13 protein-coding genes are annotated in these 14456 nt (G+C 36.5%); 7 read left to right on the forward strand and 6 right to left on the reverse strand.

Annotated features, from left to right (window positions below; all coding sequences use genetic code 11):
* The first annotated feature begins 161 nt into the window (after positions 1-161).
* The 3 genes from ACM40_RS05040 (at position 162) to ACM40_RS05050 (ending at position 4689) form a co-directional block, all read left to right on the forward strand.
* A complete protein-coding gene (locus tag ACM40_RS05040) occupies positions 162-2402 on the forward strand; it encodes a CocE/NonD family hydrolase (RefSeq protein WP_083996793.1) in 2241 nt (746 codons plus the stop codon).
* Between the two features lie 111 nt (positions 2403-2513).
* Positions 2514-4190: an APC family permease gene (locus ACM40_RS05045; protein ID WP_048501766.1), complete on the forward strand. Its 1677-nt coding sequence runs from the start codon at positions 2514-2516 to the stop codon at positions 4188-4190.
* A 145-nt stretch (positions 4191-4335) separates the two neighbouring features.
* Positions 4336-4689 (forward strand): DUF962 domain-containing protein, encoded by a 354-nt coding sequence (locus tag ACM40_RS05050; protein WP_048501767.1) that lies wholly within the window; start codon positions 4336-4338, stop codon positions 4687-4689.
* Positions 4690-4808: 119 nt separating this feature from the next.
* Here ACM40_RS05050 and ACM40_RS05055 read toward each other — a convergent pair whose 3' ends face one another.
* Both ACM40_RS05055 and ACM40_RS05060 read right to left on the reverse strand, forming a co-directional pair.
* Positions 4809-5264 carry a lipocalin family protein gene (locus tag ACM40_RS05055; RefSeq protein WP_053077093.1) on the reverse strand — a complete coding sequence of 152 codons (456 nt, stop codon included), beginning with the start codon at positions 5262-5264 and terminating at the stop codon, positions 4809-4811.
* A 151-nt stretch (positions 5265-5415) separates the two neighbouring features.
* Positions 5416-7437 carry a hypothetical protein gene (locus ACM40_RS05060; protein ID WP_048501768.1) on the reverse strand — a complete coding sequence of 674 codons (2022 nt, stop codon included), beginning with the start codon at positions 7435-7437 and terminating at the stop codon, positions 5416-5418.
* 135 nt (positions 7438-7572) lie between these two features.
* Here ACM40_RS05060 and ACM40_RS05065 point away from each other — a divergent pair, with 135 nt between their 5' ends.
* The gene (locus tag ACM40_RS05065; RefSeq protein WP_048501769.1) at positions 7573-7920 is read left to right on the forward strand and encodes a DUF4377 domain-containing protein; all 348 of its coding nucleotides are present in this window, start codon (positions 7573-7575) and stop codon (positions 7918-7920) included.
* Positions 7921-7974: 54 nt separating this feature from the next.
* Here the strand turns inward: ACM40_RS05065 and ACM40_RS05070 are convergent, their stop codons facing one another.
* The gene (locus tag ACM40_RS05070) at positions 7975-9330 is read right to left on the reverse strand and encodes a deoxyguanosinetriphosphate triphosphohydrolase (RefSeq protein ID WP_048501770.1); all 1356 of its coding nucleotides are present in this window, start codon (positions 9328-9330) and stop codon (positions 7975-7977) included.
* Positions 9331-9400: 70 nt separating this feature from the next.
* Here ACM40_RS05070 and ACM40_RS05075 point away from each other — a divergent pair, with 70 nt between their 5' ends.
* Both ACM40_RS05075 and ACM40_RS05080 read left to right on the forward strand, forming a co-directional pair.
* Positions 9401-10135, forward strand: a complete 735-nt coding sequence (locus ACM40_RS05075; RefSeq protein ID WP_048502827.1) for a DNA-formamidopyrimidine glycosylase family protein — start codon at positions 9401-9403, stop codon at positions 10133-10135.
* Positions 10136-10276: 141 nt separating this feature from the next.
* Positions 10277-10903: a class I SAM-dependent methyltransferase gene (locus ACM40_RS05080; protein WP_048501771.1), complete on the forward strand. Its 627-nt coding sequence runs from the start codon at positions 10277-10279 to the stop codon at positions 10901-10903.
* A gap of 1 nt (position 10904) precedes the next feature.
* Here the strand turns inward: ACM40_RS05080 and ACM40_RS05085 are convergent, their stop codons facing one another.
* Entirely contained in the window at positions 10905-11630 is a 726-nt protein-coding gene (locus ACM40_RS05085; RefSeq protein ID WP_048501772.1) for a LytR/AlgR family response regulator transcription factor, read from the reverse strand.
* Positions 11627-12703: a sensor histidine kinase gene (locus ACM40_RS05090; protein WP_048501773.1), complete on the reverse strand. Its 1077-nt coding sequence runs from the start codon at positions 12701-12703 to the stop codon at positions 11627-11629. The genes ACM40_RS05085 and ACM40_RS05090 overlap by 4 nt, the downstream gene beginning before the upstream one ends.
* A gap of 149 nt (positions 12704-12852) precedes the next feature.
* On the opposite strand from ACM40_RS05090, the gene ACM40_RS05095 reads away from it, so the two are divergent.
* On the forward strand, positions 12853-13326 hold the full coding sequence (locus ACM40_RS05095; protein WP_228376141.1) for a hypothetical protein: 474 nt from the start codon (positions 12853-12855) through the stop codon (positions 13324-13326).
* 30 nt (positions 13327-13356) lie between these two features.
* Here ACM40_RS05095 and ACM40_RS05100 read toward each other — a convergent pair whose 3' ends face one another.
* Positions 13357-13692 (reverse strand): DMT family transporter, encoded by a 336-nt coding sequence (locus ACM40_RS05100; RefSeq protein ID WP_048501774.1) that lies wholly within the window; start codon positions 13690-13692, stop codon positions 13357-13359.
* Positions 13693-14456 lie beyond the last annotated feature (764 nt).

Raw genomic sequence — 14456 nt, forward strand, 5'->3', positions numbered from 1 at the left:
AGGTTTAATAACATAAATTAACAATTAATTACATTTCACTCTCTGATGATAAAAAATGATTAATTTAGTCCTTAAAAATTTGAAAAGATTTTAATTTAGAATTCTCAAAAGAACATTTTGACCGAACCCTTTTTCCAAAGCAGCTAAAAACATACCATTACATGAAAATTAGAATACTTTTAGCATTAATTTTTGCTAACCTGGTGCAGGCTCAAAAATTTTACTTCCCTAAAACAGCAGTGACCGACTCTGTCGTTCTGGAAAAAAAAATGCCGCTGCTTGCTTCAAAACTGATGACACAGCCGCAACTGCTGAAATTAAAAAAAACAAGCAGTATTACGTTTTCGGATAATCTTTTCCGACTGCAGATGGTAGCGAAGGATTATAAAAAATCTATTGTTACCTTATCAGAGTACCGGAGCGAATTTGCTGATCATAATATGGCAGGGAACAAATTCATTGCCTATGAATTCTACAGCCTGGCAAAACTAGCTGAGGAAAAAGAAAAAATACCTTTTCATGATGCCCTTGAAAAATCATTTAATAAAAAATATGAAAGTCTTCCTGATCAGTTGATCACTAAAGTAAATACGGCTGTTGATGGAGATGTGATTGCCGCAAGAAAACTTCTTAAAGAGAGTCTGGACAAGCAAAAAGATAAGGACAGTATAGATTACAGCTCTGCTTTAGCTTTATGCAAAAATTATCTGAACTATAAAACCTATTCCAGTCTTAAACCTCAGATCATGCAGCTGGTAGAAGCAAAAGATAAGGAAAAATTCATTATTGAAACAAAAGATTTAAAAACAAAAAACGGAAACACCCTGACCATCACCATCGTCAGAAAAAAAGAAAATACATCCCCTCTTCCTGTTATTCTTACCAATAACATTTATGCCGGACCTTTCGATGCCTATTTCGGGAAAAGAGCCGCCGTTTACAATTATGTTGGCGCTGTTGTCAATACCCGCGGCAAAAGAAACAGTAGTGATGAAAACAACCCTTTTGAGCATGAATCACAGGATATTTATGAAGTCATCGACTGGGTTAGCAAACAGCCATGGAGCAACGGCAAAGTCGGAATGATAGGCGGCAGCTACTTAGGTTTCAGCCAATGGGCGGCAGTAAAGAAACTGCATCCTGCCTTAAAAACAATTGTCCCTCAGGTTGCCGTAGGAATCGGGATAGATTACCCTGCCCAAAATAATATATTCATGAGCTATATGCTACAGTGGATCAACTATGTAACGAACAATAAGCTTACAGATGAAGCGGATTTCAATAATGCCAAGAAATGGGACTCCATCAATACCGCATGGTACAAAAGCGGAAAATCATTCAGGGCTCTGGATACCATAAGCGGGAAGCCTAACAAGATATTTCAAAGGTGGCTGGATCATCCGGGATATGATGAAAACTGGCAGAAAATGGTTCCTTACAAAGAGGATTTTGCCAACATCAACATTCCTATTCTAACGACCACGGGATATTATGATGATGATCAGATTGGGGCACTATCCTATTTTAAGGCCCATCATCAATATAATAAAAATGCCAATCACTATCTGGTCATAGGTCCTTACGATCACGGTGGTGCGCAAAGTTTCGGATTCACTTATGTTGCCGGCCGGCCGATAGACCCTGCGGCAAGGATAAGCATTGATGACCTGGCTTTCTCATGGTTCGATTATATCCTGAAAAACGGTAAAAAACCTGAAATTTTAAAAGACCGGATCAATTTTCAGGTAATGAATACCAATACATGGAAACATGTTCCCACTCTGGAGAACATGCATAATTCAACCATTAAATTCTATCTTCAGGATCGTAAAGATGCTTCGTCAGTTTTTAATCAGCCTGCCAAGAAAAGTTTCACTGAACAAACCGTTGATTTTAAAAACAGGGATCAAAAAGACACTTATCATCAAGTAAGTAAAACAGACAGTGTAAAAACTACGAACTCTGTTTATTTCGAAAGTGAAGTTCTGAATAAAGACCTTATTATCAGTGGAAACCCGGGCGGATTTTTCAATGTTTCCATTAACAAGAAAGATTTCGATACAGATATGTATTTATACCAGATACAGCCTGATGGAAAAACATTTTTGCTATCAACCCATATCGTAAGAGCGAGCTATGCAAAAGACAATGCTGTCCGTCAGTTACTTGAACCTGGTAAAATAGAACAGATTCCTATAAAAAATTCAATATTCATCAGTAAAAAGATAGAAAAAGGAAGCAAACTGGTTTTGTTGGTGGGTGTGAATAAAACCCCAAGCTGGCAGATCAATTATGGAACCGGCAAGGATGTAAGTGATGAAACCATAAAGGATGCCGGTGAGCCACTGAAAATAAAATGGTACAATGACAGTTATGTGGAAATACCTATTTATCAAGAGTAAAGGCATTTAACTTATAAATTTTCGCATTTTTAACTAAATATTAAGAGGACGGATAACATCAAAATAAAAAATCATTACATTTGCTTTTTTTCAAACTCAAATAAATATTGAATGAATCAACTTTTCAGAAGGAAAAACTATTCAGAAACAGATACATCTACCAGCCTACTAAGGGTTCTGGGTGTTTGGGATATTGTTTTTTTTGGTATTGCGGCCATTATTGGAGCAGGAAGTTTCAGCAGCTTAGGTGAAGCGGTTTTCAGGGGTGGCCCCGGAGTTATTCTATTGTATTTAATTTGTGGTTTTGCCTGCGGTTTTACAGCGTTATGCTATGCTGAATTTGCCAGCAGGATTCCTACGGCAGGTTCTGCATACACTTATGCCTACGCCAGTTTCGGGGAACTGATTGCCTGGGTTATCGGATGGGCGCTGATCATGGAATATTCATTCGGGAATATTTACGTAGCCTTTTCCTGGTCAGATTACTTTACCAGCTTCTTAGGACGTCTGGGAATGCATATCCCTGATTATCTTACCTGCAGCTATACGGAAGCAAGAAAAGCCGTTCAATACGGTTCCGAAAACAAAGAACTGTTAAGTGCATGGAATACAGCACCCCTGATCGGCAACCTGAAATTCATCCTTGACCTTCCCGCATTGGTGATCAACGGCCTTATTACATGGCTTTGTTATGTAGGGGTAAAGGAAAGTAAGAATTTTAATAATTCTTTGGTTATCTTAAAATTAGCAGTCATTGTTTTAGTAATTTTAGTAGGCTTTTCTTACATCAATACAGAGAACTGGACACCCATAAATCCGGAAACAAAGGTCGCATCATTCATGCCCAATGGTTTTGCAGGAGTAATGAGTGCTGTTTCAGGGGTTTTCTTTGCTTATATCGGGTTTGATGCATTAAGTGTACTTTCTGAAGAAACCAAAGACCCTCAGAAAACACTTCCGAAAGGAATGATCATCTCTCTTGTGCTTTGTACTGTAATTTATATCGCTTTAACCCTGGTTTTAACAGGAATGGTAGATTACAGGAAGTTTGACGGCATAGGTGACCCGCTTTCATTTATATTTGAAAAATCGAATGCCAATGTAGCCTGGATGGAACTTGTGGTTTCCTTCGTAGCTATTGTTGCTATTACTACTGTATTATTGGTATTCCAGATGGGACAGCCAAGAATCTGGTATGCAATGAGCCGTGACGGGTTAATGCCTGAAAAATTCAAGACGGTACATCCTAAATACAAAACTCCTTCGTTTGCTACCATTATTACAGGTATTGCAGTAGGAGTTCCTATCCTGTTTACAGATAAAACGTTCATTCTGGATTTTACAAGTATCGGAACGATCTTCGCTTTTGTACTGGTTTGTGCAGGTGTATTAATGCTTCCTGCAAAAGAGAAGATTAAAGGCAGATTCCACCTTCCTTATATTAACGGTAAAATTATTTTTCCTGTAATTTTTATTGGAGGACTGATCGGTTTCTATTTCTGGCAGCCGGAGTTTTTTACCAATCTAATGGACTGGAAAGATCCCAAAGAAGGTGAATTCAGAGCTTCTATTTTCGTATTCATCCTGATTAATCTGGTTTTGTGCATTTTTGCTTTTATTAAAAACTTCTCTTTGATTCCTTTAATCGGGCTAAGTTCATGCTTATACCTTCTTACAGGAATGAGCCACGAGAACTGGTTCTGGTTCGGGCTTTGGTTCGCTTTAGGACTAATAATTTATTTCTGCTACGGCTATAGAAACAGCAAGCTCAGAAAAGAAACAGCGTAAGAATATCTACATCAATACATAAAAGGCAAAGTCACAAATCAGCGACTTTGCCTTTTTTCTTTTTTCTCCTTTTCCTTTTCCCTGCTTTCATCAAATCGGCAGAATTATTGCATATCTTACAACAGAACTATTAACTAATATTACCATGTCAGAAAGAATTAAAACTTACAGAGAATTCTATCAGTTCTATCTTACCGAACACAGTAAAACAGGAACAAGAATCTTTCACTTCATCGGAACCCTTTTGGTATTTGTGGTGATCTGGTATGTAATCAGTTCCGGAAAAGAACGTTTTCTATGGTACATTCCGATCTTCGGATACGGTTTTGCCTGGTTCAGCCATGCCATCATCGAAAAAAACAAACCTGCGACTTTTAAATACCCTCTCTGGTCATTAATCTCAGACTTCAGACTGTTCTTTGAACTACTGACCGGTAAACAGAAATTCAGAGGAATAGCTCCGACACCAAAGGAAACAGGAGATTCTGAAAGTATGTAAGCATATTTACTTTAACCACGAAAGTCACAAAAGCTTTTACCACTTGGATTTCTAAATTTAATGCTTAGGTTACAAATGCACCTAAGCTTTAAAAAAAATCAGATATTTCTCACAGTGAATCAATACTTTTTTTCCAGAATATCGTAATGAACGGTATTTATTATTTTCTCTGCTAAAGCATCTCCATCCACCTTGGTATGTTCCGGCCTGTAGGTGGAAAATGTAACGGTTTTGTCTTTATTAAATGCAACGTTCACTTCTTCAAGAATCTGACCTTCAACATAGAACTGAATCCTGTCATCTACTATCCTCCAGAACGAAAGCCTGGGTTCAGAAGGCGTACAGTTTCCGGAGCTTCCTTCCACATAATTATAGATGGCAAAACCATCATCCCTTATGGAATAGTTTCTCATTAAACGACAGTTGTCAAAATCCTTCACTACTTTTTTCTTATTTTCATAAAAGCCGGATTCCTTCAGTTTCCAGAATCCTGTAATATTCTCTTTCTTTAATTGTTGAGCATTGAGAAAGGAACCGACTGCCAACAGCAGGATTCCTGTATATATTTTATTCATTATTGATGCAACTATACTCTTTTTATTTGACGGTATCTGTGAGAAGATTTTTGTTTTTGGCGGCCGGGGGCCGCCAAAAACAAAAATAAAATTTTTAAAAATTAGTTAAAGTAAATTCAATATATATTTCGCAAAATGCTGATTATCAAAATTATTTAAACCTCTTTTTAAAGTTAAACTTTATCATATTCATTAAGCCTGGTTCAATGATATCAATCCCTAATCCAAAATTACTATCTGCTATTGTATGATGATCTTCCCGGAATTTTTCAAAATGATCCTGCGGGATTTCCAGATTGACGAGAGGATTATATTCTATAAAAACCGTAGCTCCGTTTTTAGTGATTTTTTTGCGGCTTTTGTAATCGAAATACGGATTGTTTATAGTACTTTCCTGAACGGTATATTTTTCCTGAGTATCAATTTTTTGATCCGTGTATAGGTTGATTTCATATTTTTCACTGTCGAAATTATGCCAGAAAGGAAGATCTTTATGCATAAAATCCCTTGCACTTGCCTTAATAACATTCCGGTCAAAATACATTAAGAAACGGTTTTTCTGGGGATCTACATAATATGGATTTTCTACTGTAGCCGTATACTGGATCCTGAATTCATTCAGTTTTTTATCATCGCTTACAATATCAATGGTGGCATCTTTAAAAATATTTCTGATATCCGTTCCGTTTCTGTCACCGGAGTAATTAAGCCCATAAAACAGAAAATTGTTCCAACTGTCTACAATTTCCCTTTTGTTGGTAGTCTTAAAATACCTTCTCATCGCATTGGCGCGGTTTCCTTTATACGTTGTGGACAATTTCAACCGGCCTGTCGTATTCTGGACATTAAACTCTACTTTTTCATCAATGCAGTAATATGGAAATTTGTATGATTTTCTTTCCTGCAATACCTGATCAGGTTTCACTCCCAGATAATGCATAAAGTAAATAAATCCGCGGTTTTCTATCAGCCCGAACTCATCCCGGACCGTAGTATCTACAAAATATTCCTGGCCTTTATAATCTATTTTTACGATTACATGATTAAAGCTCAAAAGTGATGGCAGATAATATTTGATATAATAATCCGTATTAAAATTAACAAGCACTACAGAGGAATCAACTCCTATATAATCTAAAATAACTTTCAGTAAAACACATTTGGCCTTGCAGTCGCCCTGCTTGTTCTCATAAGTGACAGAAGGCTCCTGCGGTTTGTGCCCGTTCATTTCATCAGCATTGAAAATATAATAGATATGATTCTGAACATATTCTATGGCAAACTGTAGCTTTTCATCCAAGCCGGCAACTGCATCCAGCTTTTCAGCAAGGTGAGGAGCAAAATCTTTCAGGGAATATTTACTGAAGATTTCTTCATACATGGGAGCAATATAGTTGGACAGATCCTTCCAGCTATTTTCGGTTGCAAAATCTATAAAAGGAAATATCTCACGGCTCGCATCTACATGATTGATGTAATTGACCTCTTCTATAACGAACTCCTCTCCTTTTTTTAAATGATTGATTTCCGGTTCCAAAACATTACCCTGCCCGTCTCTGAAAAAAGTTTTTTTATAAGCAATATCCTGTTCCCGGTCATTGATAAAAGTAAACTTAAAGCTCCCGTATGCCCAGTAATTATCCGGGCTTACCCATACATATTTTGAAAATTCCTTTCGCAGGAAATCACGTTCTGTAAATGTCTTCAACCGCGAATCTTCCAGAATCAGGACATCATAAAGCCTCAGATCCTTAATGGTAATATTAATCTTTTTATTACTGCTTAAAATTCCGCCGCTGCTCTGGTTCTCGCTGTCCAGCACTTTTATTTTGGTGTCCGGAATCTTATCGATCAGAACACCGTCTCTCAAAACACTGATCCTATGAATACTGTAAACTTCATTTTCTTCTACAATGACCTCCGAAACAGAAGCCCGTTCCAGATTTCCCGGCTCATTTAGCGTATAGGCCATACAGACATATTCGCTGTTTTCAGTATTGCTTGTATAATACTTTTTATCGAGAAAATAACAGTAGTCTCTTCCTTCATCAATCTGTTTCCTGGAAAATTCAGAGTCTTTTATTCTATCAATCAGCTCATGATCTTCTATATTTCCGGCCCATGCTTCAGGTTTCTGAATTTTGTAATTTTCAATTTGAATTGGATTATTCATATTATATTTTGGTAAGTATTGCTTGATTAAATTTTTAGAAGTGCTCAAATTAAAAAATAAAAAAATAAAAAGCAATAGAAGAAGTGCGTCAAAAACTTCGGCACAGTAATTGGTCCCAAAATATAAAATAAGTTTATGAAAATTATCGCAACCATTTTAAAAAGCGCTGTTCCTGCAGTAGCCCTATTCGCAATGACACAATGTACTACAATGGCTAATACTGCCGGAGCTGATGAAAAAACACTCATCGTAGGACCGGAAACTGCAGACTGTACAGGAGTAGCTCCCATGAAATGCCTGCAGGTAAAAGAAAAGGCTTCGGAAAACTGGACGAATTTCTATACAAATATCGACGGATTTACCTATGAACCGGGATATGAATATGTTTTAAAAGTAAAAACAGAAAAGATTGCCAATCCGCCCGCTGACGGATCTTCTATAAAATATACACTGATAAAAGAGGTTTCTAAAACCAAGAAATAAAAACAAAAAAACTCCCGGGATTTCCGGGAGTTTTTATTTTATTTTTAATTCAGATTAAACAGTCATTCCAATATCAATTCCTTTTATTTTCCTGTAAAGATCAGTTGCAAAATTATCAGTCATTCCTGAAACAAAGTCTATAACACCAAGCACTTTCTGGTAATCGGTCCCTTCTTCATAAACGAATTGCCTTGGAAGCAGCTTCAGAGCTTTTTTATCATAAGATTTCCTTTCATCTTCAGGTTTCAGGATCGATGGAATAAAATGGTCAAGAAGCTCATACATTACATTATAACCTGCATTTTCGATCTCCACCACGGCTTTATGATTGTAAATCTTTTCAATAGAGAATGATTCAATGTCCTGCAGAGCACGGTTCTCAGACTTATAAATATCCAGAAGCCCATTATTCAGATCACCCTGAAGAATAGCTTCAAAATTCTGTTTGTAAATTTCAAGGGATTTATTGATCAGGGCATTGATTGCTTTTGCTCTCAGATAGGAAATCTTTTCATTTTCATTAGAAATGGAAGCCAACTTATTTTTTACCTTTTCGGTATCATTGCTTTCAGATTTTATCAGTTCAAAAAACAGGTTTTCACAATCTGCAGTGGATACAATCCCCAATCTATGAGCATCTTCCATGTCAATAATATTGTAGCAAATATCGTCTGCCGCCTCTACAAGCCATACAAAAGGATGTCTTTTGAATATATAGGGTTCCTCATTTTCAAGAATGAGATTGGTGCTTTTTGCTATTTCCAGGAAAATATCTTTTTCGTTCTGAAAAAAACCGAATTTCTTTCTGTGGATCACTCCTTTTTTCTTGGCCACTGCTTCACAAGGATATTTGGCAATACTGGCAAGCGTGGAAAAGGTAAGCTGAATTCCGCCATCATCTTTTCCCTGCTGGCGCTGTGCCAGGACTCTTATGGCATTGGCATTTCCTTCAAAATTCACAAGATCTGCCCACTCTTTTTCATTAAATTTAAGCTTCAGATCTTTTTCATTTCTTTCAAAATAACTTGCAATCGCATCTTCTCCCGAATGTCCAAAAGCCGGATTTCCTACATCATGGCACAGACATGCTGCCGCAATTACGTTACCCAGATTATGCAGATAAAAATTTTTAGAATCTTCCGTAAGGTCATTTTTATAGGTATCGAAGATAAATTCGCCTATAATACTTCCCAAACTTCTCCCTACAGACGAAACTTCCAGCGAGTGGGTCAGCCTGTTGTGTACGAAAACACTTCCGGGAAGAGGAAATACCTGGGTTTTATTCTGCAGCCTTCTGAATGCGGAAGAGAAGATAATCCTGTCGAAATCTCTCTGAAAATCAGTCCTTGAAGCTTTGGTATGCGGATTGTTTCCTGTACGCTGATTCGTGAAAATCTGGTTTAAATTCATCATTTTTCAAAATTACTCCAAATTTTATTTTTACGGAATAGTATTTGAACTTTTGTTGAAAAGTAAAGCCATGCCTGAAGGACCATCCATAATTTTAATGAAAGAAAGCCTGCAGCCGTTTGTCGGGAAACAAGTGACAGAAGCTTCAGGAAATGCCAAATTCGAAAAGGAACCGCTGATTGGCCAAACTCTTCGTGAGATCCGGACGTTTGGAAAACAGACGTACCTTGTCTTAGATAATACAGCTATCCGTATTCATCTGCTGATGTTCGGATCCTACAGTGTTGATGAGCAGACAAACCCCGATAAAAGCTTGCGCCTGTCACTTCATTTCAAAACCGGAAGCATATATTTTTACACCTGCTCCGTTAAATTGGCAGATCTTGAATTTTTATCCTCGATAGACTGGGAAGCAGATATCATGAGCGATGCCTGGAGTCCTCAAAAAGCAGAAAAAAAACTGAAATCCAAACCGCAGATGATGGCTTGTGATGCCTTAATGGATCAGGATATCTTTTCCGGAGTGGGAAATATTATCAAAAATGAAGTCCTGTTCAGAATAGGCGTACAGCCTGAAAGCCTGATTGGAAAACTTCCCTCAAAAAAACTGAAAGAGCTGATTGCCGAAGCCCGAAACTACAGTTTTGATTTCCTGGAATGGAAACGGGAATTTGTTTTAAAGAAGCACTGGCTGGTCCATACCAAAACAACCTGCCCTAAATGTGGACAAAAACTTGTCAAAAAACAAACCGGCTTAGGAAAAAGACGAAGTTTTTACTGTGAAAACGATCAAAAGCTTTACTAAAAAAAGAAATCTCTTATTTACAAAATCTATTTTAGCGAATGCTTTCACCATTCGTAGAAATTGCTGGAATCGTTTTATATTTGGTCTTTAAAGCATCTGCTTGATGCATGATGGCAACCACCAACCCATAATTTTACAAAAATGACAGAAAACCCATGGCTGGATAGATGGAATGACAGATACAGCAATGAAGAATTCGCTTACGGAACAGAGCCCAATAATTATTTAAAGGAACAGTTAGAAAAATTAGAACCCGGTACTATCCTGTTTCCTGCAGAAGGCGAAGGCCGGAATGCTGTTTTTGCAGCAACAAAAGGATGGGAAGTTTTCGCTTTTGATATCAGCAATGAAGGCAAAAATAAAGCTTTACAGCTTGCTGATCATCAAAATGTCGCCATTGATTATCAGGTTGGTGAGCTTCAGACTTTGAATTTTCAGGCTGAACAGTTTGATGTTATTGCTCTTATTTATGCACATTTCCCCGCTGATATCAAGTCTCCTATTCATCGGATGCTGGATCAGTACCTGCGTAAAGGAGGAATTATTATTTTTGAGGCATTCAGCAAAAATCACCTTGATTACATTGCTAAAAACGAGAAAGTTGGCGGTCCTAAAGATATCGGATCATTATTTTCAACAGATGAGATCAAAGCTGATTTTCTCAATTACGAGATTATACAGTTGGAAGAAACGGAAATAGAGCTCAATGAAGGTTTATTTCACAATGGAACAGGCTCTGTAATCCGCTTTGTGGGAAGAAAGCTATAGTCTACCCTTCCGAATTCAGAGTTCCGCCGGCATATTTTGTAAAAAAATCGGATCGGTACACTTCACCTATAGGAATTTCAAATTCATCAATATAAATAGTGTGATTGTCAAATGAATCAATAAAATCAAGATTAACCACATACGATTTGCTCACACGGAGAAAGGCTTCACGGGAGATTTTCTGGTGGATGGTTTTGAGGTTCATAGCTGTAATAAGCTTTTGCTGCCGGGTGTGGATGACCACATAATCTTTCAGTCCTTCTATAAATTTAATATCTGAAAAACTAATCTTGTAGAATCTCCGGTCTGCTTTGATGAATAAAAAGTCTGCCGTATTAGATTCTACCGTATTTTTCACTGTGTCTTTAGACAAAAGTTCCGTATAAAGAATAGCTTTTTCTATGGCTTTTTCCAGTCTTTTGGCATCTATCGGCTTCAGCAGGTAGTCTACAGCTTCCAGTTCATAGCTTTTTAAGGCATATTGGGAATAGGCTGTGGTAAAAATAATCAGTGATTTTTTTGGCAGCATTTCGGCAAATTCCAAACCGGTTACCATGGGCATTTCAATATCCAGAAAAATAAGATCTACTTCGTTGGTTTTAAGGAAATCCAGTGCTGAAGGAGCATTGGAAAATTCCCCCAGGATTTCGGCCTTTGAGGTTTCATCGATCAGTGAACGCATTTCTGCTCTTGCCAACGGCTCATCATCTACTATAATACAGTTCATACAGGAATTTTTAAATTGACAGTATATTCTTTTTCTCCGGAAGTGATTTCAAGGCTGAAAGTATTTCCATAGAGAAGCTCAAGTCTTCTTTTAATATTGGCAAGTCCCAGTCCGCTGTAGTTGGCGTTGGATACGGTAAGACTCGGATTCATCGAATTGATACAGGTAAAATGAAGGATTTTGTTTTCAACGCTTATATCTATTTTCACGTAGCATATTTTATTGCTGATATCGAGGCTGTGCTTTACAGCATTTTCAACAAAAGTGGTAAATAAATTAGGCGGGATAAAAGTACTTTTTATTATTCTGCTTTCTGTTGCTGCATTGATATCAAAGGAAAAATTTTCTCTCCGTATTTTTTCAAGGTTAAGGAAATTGGACAAAAAATCGATCTCTGAAATAAGCAGAGTTTTCTCTTCTCCGTTTTCATACAGCTGATATCTTAAAAATTCCGAAAGCTTGACAATAACTGCCGATGCTTTTTCAGGATCCGTTCTTGTGAGAGCCTTCACATTATTGAGCATATTGAAAAGAAAATGCGGATTGATCTGGTTACGAAGCTCATTCAGCTCCATTTGTAAGGTAAGATTATTGAGTTCCGTTATTCTTTTATTATCCGTGATCCATTTTTGTAGCAGCTTTACGGTAGTTGTCGTCATAATAATCGGAATACACATCAATATCCCTTCATATAGGTTTGCTTTTTCGCTTTCCTTCTTAATATTCTCTACCCTGAAATCACCGAAGAAAAATTTAAAGCCGTAGCTTATCATATTGAGCCCGGCAACTCCCATAATGACCAGCAGAATGAGGTAGGTGATATACCTTGTTTTAAAGAAGAACTTTGGCACCAGCACATATATATTGATGTATACCATCGTAATCAGGACAGCATATACAAAAAACAAAACATAGTACTGGTAAAGCCCGGAATACCAATGCCAGAATCTGGCGCTGTACATCAGAAAAAAAAAGAAAACCAGGAATAACAGGTGCCTGCGGACTCTGAACCGGTCTTCAACCAGAAAATCCATGACAAGTGTTTCCTTAAATCTTGACGGTCCGTATTTCATAGTATTCCGTTGGTCTTAATTAAAAGCAAAAATAGAGAATAACACAGGAAATCTTTATACTATTATACAAACCCTGCCATTTTTTATACCAATTTTAACCGGGTTGGATTTTGTATAAAATAAGAGCGGTTTCGTATAAAAAAAATTTCATGTCATGGAATTATGTATTTCTTTGCCCTGAATTTTTAATGCTTATGGAATTAGCCGTTTTTCAGGAACTTACACAAGAAATAACCACAGAATGTTTTTATATGACAGAATCCCAGCAGGAAGAAAAGGTGATACAGATGATCGACCTTCACCATTTCGTGGAATGTTATCAGTCTCAGATCAGTATTTTGAATTACATCCAGCATCCTATCAATATTGTGGAAGAAAATGGTGTTAAAAAAGGAATTTTATTCTATAACCTTAAGCATTCAACCCCATACGACTGGAATATTTTTGAAGAATTTAAAAGGCAGAAACAGCTTAAGGAAGTCTGGTTTGTTTTTGTGGAAGAAGATATTGTTTCCAATACATTCCGCCACAAGGATTTTATTACCGAGAACAGTATTGAGATATTTTATGACAGGATATTCCTGTTTAGTTTTTTCCAATCCACTATCCAGGTTTTAAAATAGGTTCATGAAATATAAAAATGATGTGTGTTATCAATGGGTTCCCATCTTTGAAAACACATTAATAACAATTACCCCGATAACAATCAATAGAATTCCTATGATGGCCGGAAGGTCAGGAACCTGTTTAAAGGCAATGATCCCAATCATGGTTATAAAGACAATACCTACTCCGGACCATATGGCATAGGTTATTCCTACAGGGATATGGCGCAGCGTAAGACTCAGGAAATAAAAAGCGGAAGCATATCCTATCACAGTAACCACAGACGGCCAAAGCTTTGAAAATTCTTCAGATTTCTTAAGAAAAGTAGTCGCTATAATCTCGAATATGATAGCTAAGGCAAGAAATACATAACTGCGTCCCATAAAGCTTATTTTCTGCAAAAATAATGAAAAGCTGTTCTTCCGTCAGAAAACAGACTGCTAAATCAGCACTGTTTTTCATTTTTTATTTGGAGTTAAACATTGAATTCTTATCGTTTCCGAATTTCTAACTGAGTATACGAATAAGAAATATAAATCCTGCAAAATAACCACCTAAATATCCCTATTCAGGGAAAATATTCAAAGTAAAATATTTATAAAAAGAAAAAAACTGCCTCGTTAGAAATTGTGTGACAGTATATGTTTCCAATGTGTCAGTATTTCTATTCTATGTGACAAAATTTTCAAATTCATGTCACAAAACCGGCCAGGTTAAAAAAAATTAAAGATAAAATAAGGCTTCGAAAAATAAGTTTTCTTAACATAATAATTCTTTCATTTTCCAAAATCTGACGTTCAGTTACGAAGCCAAAAGCAGATATTATGCATAGCATTTTTAATTTTTTGTTTTATCAACTCCAATATAGAAGCATTAAAACAGTTATCAACTTTTTAAAATTTTACAGATAAGACAATAAAGATATTAATAATTTCATAAAAACACATTAATTTTTTATAAACAAACAGATGGTAAAAATTAACAATTTAAGAACATAACACACTGATATACATCATAATTATTTGCTTTGGCATGCGATTTGAAAACAGTAATATTGCAATTAGAAAATTGATAAAATAAAGTCAAATAATTAAATAAAACAAAAAATGGTAACTTACATCGGTATCGCAACATGTGTAGTAGTATT

The organism is Chryseobacterium sp. BLS98 (assembly GCF_001045445.1).
Classification (GTDB): domain Bacteria; phylum Bacteroidota; class Bacteroidia; order Flavobacteriales; family Weeksellaceae; genus Chryseobacterium.